Annotated in this window: 16 protein-coding genes; 14 read left to right on the forward strand and 2 right to left on the reverse strand. The window is 61.0% G+C overall.

All coding sequences use genetic code 11. The features are described 5' to 3' along the window. Window positions 1-91 precede the first annotated feature (91 nt). From phnD to phnP, 13 genes are all read left to right on the forward strand, one after another. A complete protein-coding gene (phnD, locus tag HP459_RS14710) occupies window positions 92-1,108 on the forward strand; it encodes a phosphonate ABC transporter substrate-binding protein (protein WP_022646786.1) in 1,017 nt (338 codons plus the stop codon). Between the two features lie 50 nt (window positions 1,109-1,158). Beyond that, complete coding sequence (gene phnE / locus HP459_RS14715) at window positions 1,159-1,938, forward strand: phosphonate ABC transporter, permease protein PhnE (protein WP_022646785.1); 780 nt, start codon at window positions 1,159-1,161, stop codon at window positions 1,936-1,938. A gap of 20 nt (window positions 1,939-1,958) precedes the next feature. Continuing rightward, a complete protein-coding gene (gene phnF, locus HP459_RS14720; protein ID WP_171936395.1) occupies window positions 1,959-2,684 on the forward strand; it encodes a phosphonate metabolism transcriptional regulator PhnF in 726 nt (241 codons plus the stop codon). Beyond that, window positions 2,685-3,137 (forward strand): phosphonate C-P lyase system protein PhnG, encoded by a 453-nt coding sequence (gene phnG, locus HP459_RS14725; protein WP_023299115.1) that lies wholly within the window; start codon window positions 2,685-2,687, stop codon window positions 3,135-3,137. Next, window positions 3,134-3,718, forward strand: coding sequence for a phosphonate C-P lyase system protein PhnH (gene phnH, locus HP459_RS14730; protein WP_023305278.1), 585 nt, complete (start codon window positions 3,134-3,136; stop codon window positions 3,716-3,718). Before phnG ends, phnH begins: the two co-directional genes overlap by 4 nt. After that, the gene (locus HP459_RS14735) at window positions 3,718-4,782 is read left to right on the forward strand and encodes a carbon-phosphorus lyase complex subunit PhnI (RefSeq protein WP_022646782.1); all 1,065 of its coding nucleotides are present in this window, start codon (window positions 3,718-3,720) and stop codon (window positions 4,780-4,782) included. Before phnH ends, HP459_RS14735 begins: the two co-directional genes overlap by 1 nt. After that, the gene (gene phnJ / locus HP459_RS14740; RefSeq protein WP_023299113.1) at window positions 4,775-5,620 is read left to right on the forward strand and encodes an alpha-D-ribose 1-methylphosphonate 5-phosphate C-P-lyase PhnJ; all 846 of its coding nucleotides are present in this window, start codon (window positions 4,775-4,777) and stop codon (window positions 5,618-5,620) included. The genes HP459_RS14735 and phnJ overlap by 8 nt, the downstream gene beginning before the upstream one ends. Next, window positions 5,617-6,372: a phosphonate C-P lyase system protein PhnK gene (gene phnK, locus HP459_RS14745; RefSeq protein ID WP_003860225.1), complete on the forward strand. Its 756-nt coding sequence runs from the start codon at window positions 5,617-5,619 to the stop codon at window positions 6,370-6,372. The genes phnJ and phnK overlap by 4 nt, the downstream gene beginning before the upstream one ends. Before the next feature lie 306 nt (window positions 6,373-6,678). After that, window positions 6,679-7,359, forward strand: a complete 681-nt coding sequence (gene phnL, locus HP459_RS14750) for a phosphonate C-P lyase system protein PhnL (RefSeq protein ID WP_022646780.1) — start codon at window positions 6,679-6,681, stop codon at window positions 7,357-7,359. Continuing rightward, window positions 7,356-8,492: an alpha-D-ribose 1-methylphosphonate 5-triphosphate diphosphatase gene (phnM, locus tag HP459_RS14755; protein WP_038415093.1), complete on the forward strand. Its 1,137-nt coding sequence runs from the start codon at window positions 7,356-7,358 to the stop codon at window positions 8,490-8,492. Before phnL ends, phnM begins: the two co-directional genes overlap by 4 nt. Beyond that, a complete protein-coding gene (gene phnN, locus HP459_RS14760) occupies window positions 8,489-9,040 on the forward strand; it encodes a ribose 1,5-bisphosphokinase (RefSeq protein WP_032670903.1) in 552 nt (183 codons plus the stop codon). The genes phnM and phnN overlap by 4 nt, the downstream gene beginning before the upstream one ends. Then, entirely contained in the window at window positions 9,033-9,467 is a 435-nt protein-coding gene (phnO, locus tag HP459_RS14765; protein ID WP_022646777.1) for an aminoalkylphosphonate N-acetyltransferase, read from the forward strand. The genes phnN and phnO overlap by 8 nt, the downstream gene beginning before the upstream one ends. A 9-nt stretch (window positions 9,468-9,476) precedes the next feature. Then, window positions 9,477-10,235: a phosphonate metabolism protein PhnP gene (gene phnP, locus HP459_RS14770; protein WP_023305273.1), complete on the forward strand. Its 759-nt coding sequence runs from the start codon at window positions 9,477-9,479 to the stop codon at window positions 10,233-10,235. A 55-nt stretch (window positions 10,236-10,290) separates the two neighbouring features. Here phnP and yjdP read toward each other — a convergent pair whose 3' ends face one another. Further along, window positions 10,291-10,614 carry a DDRRRQL repeat protein YjdP gene (yjdP, locus tag HP459_RS14775; RefSeq protein WP_017382647.1) on the reverse strand — a complete coding sequence of 108 codons (324 nt, stop codon included), beginning with the start codon at window positions 10,612-10,614 and terminating at the stop codon, window positions 10,291-10,293. Window positions 10,615-10,683: 69 nt separating this feature from the next. Next, entirely contained in the window at window positions 10,684-12,963 is a 2,280-nt protein-coding gene (locus tag HP459_RS14780) for a hybrid sensor histidine kinase/response regulator (RefSeq protein ID WP_171936396.1), read from the reverse strand. Window positions 12,964-13,144: 181 nt separating this feature from the next. Between HP459_RS14780 and HP459_RS14785 the strand changes: the two genes are divergently transcribed. Then, window positions 13,145-14,267: sugar ABC transporter ATP-binding protein (locus tag HP459_RS14785; protein WP_171936397.1), on the forward strand; the 1,123-nt coding region annotated here is incomplete at its 3' end.

The following is a 14,267-nucleotide window of genomic DNA, read 5'->3' on the forward strand; positions in this document are numbered from 1 at the left end:
ATAACGAACGTTTTGATCATCTCTACCGCAGCGTAAACCGCGTCGAAGAACGCGCGCAGGCTGCTTAACGCCCCGATAACGAGGAATGGAAATGAACTACAAAGCCGTTGCCGCGCTGGCCTTCACCAGCATGTTCAGCATCAGCACCCTGTTAAGCCCGGCCTGGGCAGAGGAACAGGAAAAAGCGTTGAACTTTGGCATCATTTCAACGGAATCACAGCAAAACCTGAAGCCGCAGTGGGAACCGTTCCTGAAAGATATGGAAACCAAACTGGGGATCAAAGTGAACGCCTTCTTCGCCCCGGACTACGCGGGCATTATCCAGGGAATGCGCTTCAACAAAGTCGACATCGCGTGGTACGGCAACCTCTCTGCCATGGAAGCGGTAGATCGCGCCAACGGCCAGGTCTTTGCCCAGACCGTTGCAGCAGACGGCTCCCCGGGCTACTGGAGCGTGCTGATCGTTAACAAAGACAGCCCGATCAACAACCTCAACGATATGCTCGCCAAACGCAAAGAGCTGACCTTTGGTAACGGCGACCCGAATTCTACGTCCGGCTTCCTCGTCCCGGGTTACTACGTCTTCGCGAAAAACAACATCTCCGCCAGCGACTTCAAGCGCACGGTCAACGCCAGCCACGAAACCAACGCCCTGGCCGTAGCAAACAAGCAGGTAGACGTTGCCACCAACAACACTGAAAACCTCGACAAGCTGAAGACCTCCGCGCCGGACAAGCTGAAAGCGCTGAAGGTGATCTGGAAATCGCCATTGATCCCGGGCGACCCGATTGTGTGGCGTAAAAACCTCTCCGAAAGCACCAAAGACAAGGTCTACGACTTCTTTATGAACTACGGCAAAACGCCGGAAGAGAAAGCAGTGCTGGCGCACCTGGGCTGGGCACCGTTCCGCGCGTCCAGCGATTTGCAGCTGGTGCCGATTCGCCAGCTGGCGCTGTTTAAACAGATGCAGGGCGTGAAGGACAACAAAGGTCTGAAGGAAGAAGAGAAGACCAGCAAAGTGTCGGAAATTCAGGCGCAGCTGGACGATCTCGACCGCCTGACCGCCGCGCTCGGGGCGATGACCAGCGTGAATAAAGCGGTGCAGTAACTCAAGTCCCCTCTCCCACAGGGAGAGGGAGAACAGATTAAGGAGCCAACATGCAAACCATCACCCTCCCGCCGCCAAAGCGCAGCTGGTTCTCGCTCATAAGCTGGGCCGTTCTGCTGGCGGTGCTCGTTATCTCCTGGAAGGGCGCGGAGATGGATCCGCTGCTGCTCTTCAGGGACTCGGGCAACATGGCGACCTTCGCCGCCGACTTCTTCCCGCCGGACTTCAGCCAGTGGCAGGACTACCTCAGTGAAATGGCCACCACCCTGCAAATCGCCGTCTGGGGCACCGCCCTCGCCGTGATCCTCTCCATTCCGTTTGGCCTGATGAGCGCCGAAAACATCGTGCCTTGGTGGATCTACCAGCCGATGCGTCGCCTGATGGACGCCTGTCGCGCCATCAACGAAATGGTCTTTGCGATGCTGTTCGTGGTCGCCGTCGGCCTGGGTCCGTTCGCTGGCGTGATGGCGCTGTTCATCCACACCACCGGCGTACTCTCCAAGCTGCTCTCCGAAGCGGTTGAAGCCATCGAGCCCGGCCCGGTGGAAGGCATCCGCGCAACCGGCGCGAACAAAATCGAAGAGATCCTCTACGGCGTCCTGCCGCAGGTCATGCCGCTGCTCATCTCCTATTCGCTATACCGCTTCGAGTCCAACGTTCGCTCCGCCACCGTGGTCGGCATGGTGGGCGCAGGCGGTATTGGCGTCACCCTGTGGGAAGCGATTCGCGGTTTCCAGTTCCAGCAAACCTGCGCATTGATGGTGCTTATCATCGTCACCGTCAGCCTGCTGGATTTCCTCTCTCAACGTTTGCGTAAGCACTTCATCTGAGAAGCGAGGCTTTGATTGGTATGCACTTATCCAGACATCCGACCAGTTACCCTACCCGCTGGCAAGAGATTGCGGCAAAGCTCGAAGTGGAGCTGCGCACGCACTATCGGTGCGGCGACTACCTGCCTGCCGAGCAGCAGCTTGCCGACCGCTACGAAGTGAATCGCCACACCCTGCGTCGCGCCATCGATCAGCTGGTGGAACGCGGCTGGGTCCAGCGTCGTCAGGGCGTCGGCGTGCTGGTGCTGATGCGCCCGTTTGACTACCCGCTCAATGCTCAGGCGCGTTTTAGCCAGAACCTGCTCGATCAGGGCAGCCACCCCACCAGCGAAAAGCTGCTGTCTGTCCTGCGCCCGGCCACCCGCCACGTAGCGGACGCGCTGGGGATTCAGGAGGGCGACAACGTCGTTCACCTGCGCACGTTGCGCCGGGTGAACGGCGTGGCGGTCTGTCAGATCGACCACTACTTCGCGGACTTCTCCCTCTGGCCCGTGCTGCAACATTTCGCCAGCGGTTCCCTGCATGATTTTCTTCAGGAGGCGACGGGTATCGCGCTCAAACGCACCCAGACGCGCATCAGCGCCCGCCGCGCGCAGGCTAAAGAGAGCAAGGTGCTGGAGATCCCCAACATGGCCCCGCTGCTCTGCGTGCGCACCCTCAACCACCGTGACGGCGACGTCAACGCAACGGAATACTCCGTCAGCCTGACCCGCGCCGACATGATTGAATTTACCATGGAGCACTGAATGCACTTCGACACCTCCACTCGTCAGCGCTGGATGCGCGTGCTGGCCCACAGCCAGCCTGCTGCGCTGGCTGCCCGCATGAACGCGCTCGGCCTGACGCCGGACTACGACACGATCCGCGCGCCGGAGATCGGCCTGGTGCAGATCCAGGCACGCATGGGCGGCACCGGTGAGCGCTTCTTCGCCGGCGATGCCACCCTCACCCGCGCGGTGATCCGCCTGAGCAGCGGCACGCTGGGCTACGGCTACGTACTTGGGCGCGACAAAACGCACGCCGAGCGCTGCGCGGTTATCGACGCGCTTTTACAGGAACAGCCGCATTTTCAGACCTTAATGGAAACCCTTATTGCCCCGCTGGAAGCTGACCGCGCCGCACGCCTTGCCGCGCGTCAGGCCGAAGTGAATACCAGCCGGGTCGACTTCTTTACGCTCGTTCGCGGAGACAACGCATGACGCTTCAACCTGCCTTTACCCTGGCCGTCCAGGATGCCCAACAGAGTTTCCGTCGCCTGCTGAAAGCCATGAGCGAGCCCGGCGTGATCGTCTCGCTGCACCAGCTTTCGCAGGGCTGGCTGCCGCTGAACCTCGCCTCTACCAGCGTGCTGCTGACGCTGGCGGACAACGACACGCCGGTATGGCTGTCAGGGGCATTGCTGAACGATATCGCCAGCCAGAACCTGCGCTTTCATACCAACGCGCCGCTGGTCGAGCAGCCCCAGCAGGCGGTCTTCGCCGTGGCAGACGAGCAAATCAGCCACGAGCAGCTTAACGCCCTGAGCGAAGGCAGCGCCGTCGCCCCGGAAACCAGCGCCACGCTGATTTTGCAGGTCTCCAGCCTGAGCGGTGGTCGCATGCTTCGCCTGACGGGTGCAGGCATCGCCGACGAGCGGATGGTCGCCCCCCAGCTGCCGGAGTGCATCATTCATGAGCTGACCGAGCGCCCGCATCCGTTTCCGCTCGGTATCGACCTGCTCCTGACCTGCGGCGAGCGCCTGCTGGCGATCCCGCGAACTACCCACGTGGAGGTGTGCTGATGTACGTTGCCGTCAAAGGGGGCGAGAAGGCGATCGCCGCCGCCCATGCCTTGCAGGCGCACAGACGCCGGGGGGATGACGCTCTTCCCGAGCTGAGCGTCGCCCAGATTGAACAGCAGTTAAATTTGGCCGTCGACCGCGTGATGACCGAAGGCGGCATCGCGGACCGTGAGCTGGCGGCGCTGGCGCTGAAACAGGCCAGCGGCGATAACGTGGAAGCCATCTTCCTGCTGCGCGCTTACCGCACAACGCTTGCGAAGCTGGCGGTGAGCGAGCCGGTAAATACGGCGGAAATGCGTTTAGAGCGCCGTATTTCTGCGGTGTATAAAGATATTCCTGGCGGCCAGCTGCTTGGCCCCACCTACGACTACACCCATCGTCTGATGGACTTCGCTCTGCTGGCGAACGGTGAAACACCGCAGCTCAGCGCCTCTGACGCTGAACAAGACGCCTCCCCGCACGTCTTTAGCCTGCTGGCAAACCAGGGGCTGGCGAAGGCGGAAGAAGACACCGGCAGCACACCGGATGACATCACCCGCACGCCGCCGGTCTATCCCTGTTCGCGCTCGTCCCGTCTGCAACAGCTGATGCGCGGCGACGAAGGGTATCTGCTGGCGCTGGCCTACTCCACGCAGCGCGGCTACGGGCGCAACCACCCGTTCGCGGCAGAGATCCGCAGCGGCTATCTCGATGTCGAAATTGTGCCAGAAGAGCTGGGGTTTGCGGTGAACATCGGCGAACTGCTGATGACCGAGTGCGAAATGGTCAACGGTTTTGTCGCGCCAGAAAATGAAGATCCACACTTTACCCGCGGCTACGGGCTGGTGTATGGCCTGAGCGAGCGCAAGGCGATGGCGATGGCGCTGGTTGACCGTGCGCTCCAGGCGCCGGACTACGGCGAGCATATTGCAGGCCCGGCACAGGACGAAGAGTTCGTGCTGGCCCACGCGGATAACGTTGAGGCCGCGGGCTTTGTCTCGCACCTCAAGCTGCCGCACTACGTCGATTTCCAGGCCGAACTGGAACTGCTGAAACGCCTGCAACGGGAGCGCGCCAATGGCTAACTTAAGCGGCTACAACTTTGCCTATCTGGACGAGCAAACTAAACGCATGATCCGCCGCGCCATCCTTAAAGCTGTGGCGATCCCTGGCTACCAGGTGCCGTTCGGCGGCCGCGAAATGCCGATGCCCTACGGCTGGGGCACCGGCGGTATTCAAATCACCGCCAGCGTGATTGGCGAAGCGGACGTGCTGAAGGTCATCGACCAGGGGGCAGACGACACCACCAACGCCGTGTCGATCCGCAACTTCTTCAGGCGCGTAACGGGCGTCAACACCACTGAAAAAACCGAAGACGCGACGCTGATCCAGACCCGTCACCGCATTCCGGAGACCCCGCTGACTGAAGATCAGATTTTGATTTTCCAGGTGCCGATCCCGGAGCCGCTGCGCTTTATCGAGCCGCGGGAAACCGAAACCCGCACCATGCACGCCCTGGAAGAGTACGGGATCATGCAGGTCAAACTGTATGAGGACATCGCCCGCTTCGGCCATATCGCCACCACCTACGCCTACCCGGTGAAGGTGAACGGCCGCTACGTGATGGACCCGTCGCCGATCCCGAAATTCGATAACCCGAAGATGGACATGATGCCCGCCCTGCAACTTTTTGGTGCCGGACGTGAAAAACGCATCTACGCCGTACCGCCGTTTACCCGCGTAGAGAGCCTGGATTTCGACGATCACCCGTTTACGGTGCAGGAGTGGGACGAGCCGTGCGCCATCTGCGGCTCCAAACACAGCTATCTGGATGAAGTGGTGCTGGACGACACGGGCAAACGGATGTTTGTCTGCTCCGACACCGATTACTGCCGCCAACAGAGCGAGGCGAACAGCCAATGAAACCGCTGCTTTCGGTTAACAACCTGACTCACCTTTATGCGCCGGGCAAAGGCTTTAGCGACGTGTCGTTTGAGCTGTGGCCGGGCGAAGTGCTGGGCATTGTCGGCGAGTCCGGCTCCGGTAAAACCACCCTGCTGAAGTCCATCTCCGCGCGCCTGACGCCGCAGAATGGCGACATTTTGTATGAGGGCGTGTCGCTGTACGGCATGAGCGAAGCCGAGCGCCGCCGCCTGCTGCGCACCGAGTGGGGCGTGGTGCATCAGCACCCGATGGACGGCCTGCGCCGTCAGGTGTCAGCGGGGGGCAACATCGGTGAACGGCTGATGGCCACCGGCGCACGCCACTACGGCAATATCCGCGCCACGGCGCAGCACTGGCTGGAGGAAGTTGAAATCCCCGCCTCGCGCATCGACGACCTGCCGACCACCTTCTCCGGCGGCATGCAGCAGCGTTTACAGATTGCCCGCAATCTCGTCACCCATCCGAAGCTGGTGTTTATGGACGAACCGACCGGCGGGCTGGACGTATCCGTGCAGGCGCGCCTGCTCGACCTGCTGCGCGGCCTGGTGGTGGAGCTGAACCTGGCGGTGGTGATTGTCACCCATGATTTAGGCGTCGCGCGCCTGCTGGCGGACCGTCTTCTGGTGATGAAGCAGGGTCAGGTGGTGGAAAGTGGGTTAACCGACCGGGTGCTCGACGATCCGCATCATCCGTATACCCAGCTGCTGGTGTCGTCGGTGTTGCAGAACTGAGGGCGCTGTTGCCGGGTGGCGCTGCGCTTACCCGGCCTACGAACAGCGCACCTGTAGGCCGGGTAAGGCGAAGCCACCACCCGGCAAAACGAACACCGCACCCGTAGGCCGGGTAAGGCGAAGCCGCCACCCGGCAAAACGAACACCGCACCCGTAGGCCGGGTAAGGCGAAGCCACCACCCGGCAAAACGAACACCGCACCCGTAGGCCGGGTAAGGCGAAGCCGCCACCTGGCAAAACGAACACCGCACCCGTAGGCCGGGTAAGGCGAAGCCGCCACCCGGCAAAACGAATCGCGAGGCAAAAATGATCCACGTTGAAAATGTCAGTAAAACCTTTGTGCTCCACCAGCAAAACGGTGTCCGCCTGCCGGTACTGCAAAATGCCTCATTAGAGGTCAGCAACGGCGAATGCGTGGTGCTGCATGGCCATTCCGGCAGCGGAAAATCCACCCTGCTGCGCTCCCTGTATGCCAACTACCTGCCGGACGAAGGCCATATTCATATCCGCCATAACAATGAATGGGTCGATCTGGTCCAGGCTCCCGCGCGCAAGGTGCTGGAAGTACGCCGCTCGACGATCGGCTGGGTCAGCCAGTTCCTGCGGGTGATCCCGCGGATCTCTGCCCTGGACGTGGTCATGCAGCCCCTGCTGGATCTCGGCGTGCCGCGCGAAACCTGCGCCGCTAAAGCCGCCAGCCTGCTGACGCGTCTCAACGTACCGGAGCGTCTGTGGCACCTCGCCCCGTCGACCTTTTCCGGCGGCGAACAGCAGCGCGTGAACATCGCCCGCGGCTTTATCGTCGATTACCCGATTTTACTCCTGGATGAACCCACCGCCTCGCTCGACAGTAAAAACAGCGCAGCGGTGATGGAACTGATCGAACAGGCCAAAGCGCGCGGCGCGGCGATCGTCGGGATCTTCCACGACGACGCCGTACGCCATCGCGTGGCGGACAGACTGCACCCGATGGGGACAAACGTATGATTATCAATAACGTCAGGCTGGTACTGGAAAATGAAGTCGTAAACGGCTCGGTTGAGGTCCGGGACGGTGTCATCCGCGCCTTTGCTGAAACCCAGAGCCGCTCACCGGACGCGATGGATGGCGAAGGCGGCTGGCTGCTGCCGGGGCTGATTGAGCTGCATACCGATAATCTTGATAAATTTTTCACGCCCCGCCCGAAGGTCGACTGGCCCGCGCATTCAGCGATGAGCAGCCACGACGCGCTGATGGTCGCCAGCGGCATCACCACGGTGCTGGACGCGGTGGCGATCGGCGACGTGCGCGACGGCGGCGATCGGCTGGAGAACCTGGAGAAGATGATCAACGCCGTGGAGGAGACGCAAAAGCGCGGCCTCAACCGCGCCGAGCACCGCCTGCACCTGCGCTGCGAGCTGCCGCACCACACTACCCTGCCGCTGTTTGAAAAGCTGGTGGGCCGCGAGCCGGTCTCGCTGGTTTCCCTGATGGATCACTCGCCGGGGCAGCGCCAGTTCGCCAACATTGAAAAGTATCGCGAATACTATCAGGGCAAATACGCGCTCAATGATGCCGAGATGGCGCGCTATGAAGAAGAGCAGCTCCAGCTTGCGGCGCGGTGGTCGCAGCCGAATCGTCTCTCCATTGCCGCGATGTGCCGTGACCGTAATATTGCCCTGGCCAGCCATGATGATGCCACGCACGACCATGTTCGCGAATCCCACCAGCTTGGGAGCGTGATCGCCGAATTTCCCACCACGTTCGAGGCGGCAGAGGCATCGCGTAAGCATGGCATGAACGTGCTAATGGGTGCGCCGAACATCGTACGCGGCGGGTCGCACTCCGGAAACGTGGCGGCAAGCAAGCTCGCCTCCCTCGGCCTGCTGGATATCCTCTCATCTGACTATTACCCCGCCAGCCTGCTGGACGCGGCCTTCCGCGTCGCGGACGACGAAGGCAATAGCTTCACGCTGCCGCAGGCGATTCGCCTGGTGACGAAAAACCCGGCCTCGGCGCTTAATCTTCACGATCGCGGGGAAATCGCCGAGGGGAAACGGGCCGATCTGGTGCTGGCGCACCGTAAGGGCGAGCACATTCATATCGACCACGTCTGGCGTCAGGGAAAAAGGGTGTTCTGATGGGAAGACTCATCTGGTTAATGGGCCCGTCCGGCTCCGGGAAGGACAGCCTGCTGTCGGCGTTACGGCAGCGGGAACACTCACAGCTGCTGGTGGCGCACCGCTATATCACGCGCGATGCCAACGCCGGAAGCGAAAACCATATCGCCCTGAGCGAGCAGGAGTTTTTTACCCGCGCCGGACAAAACCTGCTGGCGCTAAGCTGGCATGCCAACGGTTACTACTATGGCGTCGGCATTGAGATCGACCTCTGGCTGCACGCGGGGTTCGACGTGCTGGTTAACGGCTCACGGGCGCATCTCCCGCAGGCTCACGCCCGGTACGAAGCGGCGCTGCTCCCGGTCTGTTTGCAGGTTTCCCCGGAGGTTCTGCGTAGCCGGCTGCAAAAGCGGGGGCGCGAAAACGCGCGCGAGATCGACCAGCGGCTGGAACGGGCGGCGCGCTACACCCCGTCGGGTTGCCATCTCCTCAATAACGACGGAAGTTTGCTACAGTCAGTCGAGACCTTTCTATCGCTTATTCGCCAGAAGGAGAAACAGCATGCCTGACTGCCAGCTTCGCCCCGCCACCGCCGACGATGCGCCGATCGTTTACGCTCTGATCTGCGAGCTTAAGCAGGCCGAGTTCGATCATCAGGCGTTTCACGCCGGGTATCTGGCCAACTTGCAGGATCACAATATGCGCTACCAGCTGGCCGAGCTGGACGGGAAGATCATCGGGATGATCGGCCTGCACATGCAGTTTCACCTGCACCACGCCCGCTGGATCGGCGAGATCCAGGAGCTGGTGGTGATGCCGCAGGCGCGCGGATTGAAAGTGGGTAGCCAGTTGCTGGCCTGGGCAGAGGAGATCGCACGCCAGGCAGGCGCCGAGCTGACCGAGCTTTCCACCAGCGTGAAGCGCGTGGACGCGCACCGTTTTTATGTTCGTGAAGGGTATACGCAAAGCCATTTCCGCTTCACCAAACCGCTGTAGAGGTGCGTTATGAGTCTGACGATCACGCTAACAGGAACCGGAGGGGCGCAGCTGGTGCCGGTGTTTGGCTGCGACTGCGCGGCGTGCCGACGGGCGCGTTTACAGGAAAATTATCGCCGTCGCCCCTGCAGCGCGGCGGTGAAATTCAACGATGCGGTCACCTTGCTGGACGCGGGTATTCCACACCTGATGGACGACTGGCCCGCAGGGAGTTTCAGGCAGTTTTTGCTTACCCATTATCATATGGATCACGTTCAGGGGCTGTTTCCTCTGCGCTGGGGCGTGGGGGCGACCATTCCGGTTTACGGTCCGCCGGACGACGCAGGCTGTGACGACCTGTTCAAACATCCGGGCCTTCTGGATTTCAGCCACACGGTGGAGCCGTTTGTGACGTTTGAACTTCAGGGCTTGCGGGTCACGCCGCTGCCGCTCAACCATTCAAAACTCACATTTGGCTATCTGCTGGAGTCCGCCCACAGTCGCGTGGCGTGGCTTTCTGATACCGCCGGGCTACCGGATAAAACGGTGACATTTCTGCTAAATAATCAGCCGCAGGCGATGATTATTGACTGTAGCCATGAACCGCGCCAGGAGACGCCGCGCAACCACTGTGATTTGAATACGGTGATTGCGCTGAACGAGGTGATTGGCTGTCCGCAGGTGATCCTGACGCATATCAGCCATCAGTTTGACGTCTGGATGATGGATAACCCGCTGCCGTCCGGCATTGAAGCGGGGTATGACGGGATGGTGCTGGTGCTGGATTAGGTTTTGCCGGGTGGCGGCTGCGCCTTACCCGGCCTACGCGTTGCGATACCGGGGTTTACCACCGATCGTAATCATCCTCTAACCGGCGCTCATCCTCCTCTAACCGACGCCGGTCGTCATCCAGCTGCCGCTGACGCTCGTCTAAGCGCTGGCGTCGGTCTTCTAACTGCCGGCGACGATCGTCGTACTGGCGGCTGTCGGTTTGACGGCTGCGATCGTAACGATCGTCGTCATCGTCATTACGGCTGCTGCCGGGGTTATAGGCGTCGTTGATCGCCTGCTGAATATTGCCAATAGCATCATCAATCACATCGGCATGCGCCAGTTGGCTGGTTAAAGTCAGCAGACCCAATAACAGAGCGGTAGAGTAACGTTTCATAAGGCCAGACTCGCAGGTGAACTGGCCTTAAAGTAATGACTGGCTGTTAGCGGGAGTAGCGGAGGAATCTCAAATTACCATCACCTTGCGCAGCGCCTGCGCCAGCTGTGCGCGGGTGAACGGTTTTCGCAGTAACGGAACGTCCGGCAGCTGCGGGTTATGCGCCGGGCGCAAATCCTGCCCGCTGATCAGCAGAACCGGCAACTGCGGATAGTGGCTGCGTACATGGCCGATCACCTCCGCACCGCTCAGGCCGCCCGGTAACATCAGGTCGCTGATAAACATGCCGATATCCGGTGATGCGTCCAGCATGTTCAACGCCTGCTCGCCGTTTTCGGCTTCAAGCGTCAGGTAGCCAAGCTGGTGCAGTTGCTCGCACAGGGTCTGCCGCACGCCCGCCTCATCTTCCAGGACCAGCACAAGCAGCTCACTTTCTGCCGGGGCCGTGGTCGCCAGCGCGGCATCATCGGAGAACGCGGGCAGCGTCGAGCGCGGCAGCTGGAGCCGCACGGTGGTTCCCTGCCCCGGCGCGCTTTCGATCTCAACGCGACCACCCGACTGGCGCACAAAGCCGTACACCATCGACAGCCCTAGCCCGCTGCCGCTGCCGGTCTGTTTGGTGGTGAAGAACGGTTCAAAGACCTGCGATTTCACCTCCTGCGACATCCCGCAGCCGTGGTCAATCACCTCCAGCGCGACCATATCCTGCCTGCGCCCGTCGCTGCGGGTCACACGCTGGTTCCAGGTGCGGATTTTGATCACACCGTATTGCCCCTCCATTGCGTCACGGGCGTTCATTACCAGGTTGATAATGGCGTTTTCCAGCTGGCTGACGTCAATCCATGCGGGCCACGCCGGGGTTTGCGCTTCAATATCCAGCGTCAGCGTGGCGGGAAGCGAGTGCCGCATCAGCTCGCTCAGGTTCTCCAGCAGCGGCTTCATCTCTACCGCATGGGGTTGCAGGGATTGCTTGCGCGAGAAGGCCAGCAGACGCTGGGTGAGCATGGCTCCGCGTTCCGCGGCTTTAAGCGCACGGGTGATGCGCGGCGCGTCCGGTGATGCCGAATCGGTCAGCTCCAGACTGCCGATAATCACCGCCAGCAGGTTATTAAAATCATGCGCCAGGCCACCCGTCAGTTGCCCGACCGCCTTCATTTTCTGGCTGTGCAGCAGCGCCTCCTCCAGCCCCTGACGTTCGATGCGGTCAACCTCCATCTGTGAGGTCTTCTCCTTCAGCAGCCGCGTGGTGTGCTCCAGCGAAGCGGTATTGCGGGCGAAAACGTTAAACGCGCGCGCCAGTTCCCCCAGCTCATCACGCCGCTGTAGCGCGGGCACCGACACATCCTGCTCCCCATGAGCGAGACGCGACATCGCCCTTGAGATAGCCGTCAGGTTGGAGCCCAGATTGCGGTAAATATACCAGCAGGCACAGCCGGTGATGATCAGCGCCAGCACCGCGAAGATGCTGATAAACACGCTGATGGATTGCAGCTCGTGATGGCTCTGGGCCGTGCGAAGCCGGGAAGCCTGCGCCACCTGTTCAACGTACTGATTAATGTCGCTGTTTAATATCGCCACCAGCGCCTTGATGTGGAACATGTACCAGCTGATGGACAGATCGCTCTCCTCCAGCTGCGTCGACAGTGGTGCGAGCTTGCGCAGCTCATCATTAAAATCCGGGAGCACCAGGTTGGCCACCGGTTGCAGGGCGCTCGCGGATAACCCCGCGGTTACTGCATCCAGCTGCTGCACCGTGGCGCGCGGTGAAGGGGTATCAATGGCGGCAACGATCAGCCTGTCCATCTCTGCAAGCTGTCGGGCGTCTGGCACATTGCTCGCGTAACGGCGGTTGATATCCTGCAAATGACGCAGGTAGCTTTGGCTTTGATAGAGCGAGCTGAGCAGCGCGTTACGCTCCAGATGCCGCTTTTGCCCGCGCTCCAGCATTCCCGTCACGCTCTGCTGTAATTCATTACTCCTGCGAATAATTCGCGCCACCAGCGCCGGCTCCTGCTGCGCCAGCGGCGCATCGGCAAGTTGATCCAGCGAGTGGCGCAGCGCCATCTGCGTCTGTTTCAGCCGCTCGGCTTCGCCTTTGTACTCCAGCGCACCGACCACCTGCGACAGCCGCACCGCCGCCGTTGCCACATTTGCGGTATCACGGGCGAGGTTCATGCTGCCGGTCATGTCATCCAGCGTTTGCTGTTGGACCTGCTCCTGGATCTGGCTGGCGTGACGAAAGCCGAGCACCGCCACACCGCTCACCATCAGCGTGACGGCGACCACCAGCAGATTAAAAATCAGCAGGCGTCCGCGGGCGCTGGTGAAGAACGGGGGGCGTGAAGACATGGGTTTGGGCTCCTCTGCGGATTGGTGCCCTCACCCTGGCCCTCTCCCACAGGGAGAGGGAAAAGGAAAATGTGATGGCGATTAGCTATTCATAACTATGACAAATATGAACAGCTTCTGACATTTTGCATTTACGCGCCTGTGATGAAGTGCAGATATCGACATTCACAGGAGATCCGCCATGAGCAGAACCCCGGTTTTAGAGATGCGCCACATTGCCAAAACCTTTGGCAATTTCCACGCGCTCAAGGGCGTGGATTTGACGGTTTTCCCCGGTGAGATCCACGCGCTGATGGGGGAAAACGGCGCCGGAAAAAGCACGCTGATGAAGATCCTCGCAGGTGCCTATACCGCCAGCAGCGGCGACATCCTCATCGACGGTAAGCCGTTTCATATCAAAGGGCCGAAGGATGCGCTGGCCGCAGGCATTACCCTGATTTATCAGGAGATGCAGCTTGCTCCTAACCTGACCGTGGCGGAAAACATTTTTCTCGGCAGCGAGCTGTCGCGCGGCGGGCTGGTCCAGCGCAAAGAGATGGCTGCCCAGGCGCAGGCGGTCATTGACCGCCTCGGTGCGCAGTTCAGCGCCACCGACCTGGTCATGAAACTGACCATCGCCGAGCAGCAGCAGGTGGAGATCGCCCGCGCCCTGCACCGCAACAGCCGCATTCTGGTGATGGACGAACCTACCGCCGCCCTCTCCTCACGCGAAACCCACCGTCTGTTCGAACTGATTTTGCGCCTGCGCGATGAAGGCATGGCGATTATTTACATCAGCCACCGGATGGCGGAAGTGTATGAACTCTCTGACCGCGTCAGCGTGCTACGCGACGGGCAATACGTCGGCAGCCTGACGCGCGACAAGCTCAACGCCTCCGAGCTGGTGCGCATGATGGTGGGCCGTCCGCTCAGCGATCTGTTTAACAAAGAGCGCGATATTCCCCTCGGCAGCCCGCGTCTTAACGTCCACCACCTCACCGACGGCAAAAAAGTACAGCCGTGCAGTTTGCAGGTGCGCTCCGGTGAAATCGTCGGGCTGGCAGGGCTGGTCGGGGCCGGGCGTTCCGAGCTGGCGCAGCTGATCTTCGGCGTGCGCAAAGCCACCGGCGGCATGATTGAGGTGGACGGCGAACCGGTGGTGATCCACTCCCCGCGCGCGGCCATTGAGAACGGCATCGGTTTTCTTACCGAGAACCGCAAGGAGCAGGGTCTGTTTCTGGAGCTGGCGGCGCAGGAGAACATCACTATGGCGACGCTGGAGCGCGACGCCACCTTCGGCTGGCTGAACCGCAAAAAAGCGCAGT

The organism is Enterobacter sp. CM29 (assembly GCF_013179605.1).
Taxonomy (GTDB): Bacteria; Pseudomonadota; Gammaproteobacteria; order Enterobacterales; family Enterobacteriaceae; genus Enterobacter; species Enterobacter intestinihominis.

What these genes read in the sequence shown, in the direction of transcription:
- phnJ (WP_023299113.1), top strand. Translation starts at nt 4,775, where the DNA reads ATGGCTAACTTAAGCGGCTACAACTTTGCCTATCTGGACGAGCAAACT.
- phnP (WP_023305273.1), top strand. Translation starts at nt 9,477, where the DNA reads ATGAGTCTGACGATCACGCTAACAGGAACCGGAGGGGCGCAGCTGGTG.
- phnL (WP_022646780.1), top strand. Translation starts at nt 6,679, where the DNA reads ATGATCCACGTTGAAAATGTCAGTAAAACCTTTGTGCTCCACCAGCAA.
- phnH (WP_023305278.1), top strand. Translation starts at nt 3,134, where the DNA reads ATGACGCTTCAACCTGCCTTTACCCTGGCCGTCCAGGATGCCCAACAG.
- phnF (WP_171936395.1), top strand. Translation starts at nt 1,959, where the DNA reads ATGCACTTATCCAGACATCCGACCAGTTACCCTACCCGCTGGCAAGAG.
- phnO (WP_022646777.1), top strand. Translation starts at nt 9,033, where the DNA reads ATGCCTGACTGCCAGCTTCGCCCCGCCACCGCCGACGATGCGCCGATC.
- HP459_RS14735 (WP_022646782.1), top strand. Translation starts at nt 3,718, where the DNA reads ATGTACGTTGCCGTCAAAGGGGGCGAGAAGGCGATCGCCGCCGCCCAT.
- phnM (WP_038415093.1), top strand. Translation starts at nt 7,356, where the DNA reads ATGATTATCAATAACGTCAGGCTGGTACTGGAAAATGAAGTCGTAAAC.
- phnD (WP_022646786.1), top strand. Translation starts at nt 92, where the DNA reads ATGAACTACAAAGCCGTTGCCGCGCTGGCCTTCACCAGCATGTTCAGC.
- HP459_RS14780 (WP_171936396.1), bottom strand. Translation starts at nt 12,963, where the DNA reads ATGTCTTCACGCCCCCCGTTCTTCACCAGCGCCCGCGGACGCCTGCTG.
- phnG (WP_023299115.1), top strand. Translation starts at nt 2,685, where the DNA reads ATGCACTTCGACACCTCCACTCGTCAGCGCTGGATGCGCGTGCTGGCC.
- phnK (WP_003860225.1), top strand. Translation starts at nt 5,617, where the DNA reads ATGAAACCGCTGCTTTCGGTTAACAACCTGACTCACCTTTATGCGCCG.
- phnE (WP_022646785.1), top strand. Translation starts at nt 1,159, where the DNA reads ATGCAAACCATCACCCTCCCGCCGCCAAAGCGCAGCTGGTTCTCGCTC.
- yjdP (WP_017382647.1), bottom strand. Translation starts at nt 10,614, where the DNA reads ATGAAACGTTACTCTACCGCTCTGTTATTGGGTCTGCTGACTTTAACC.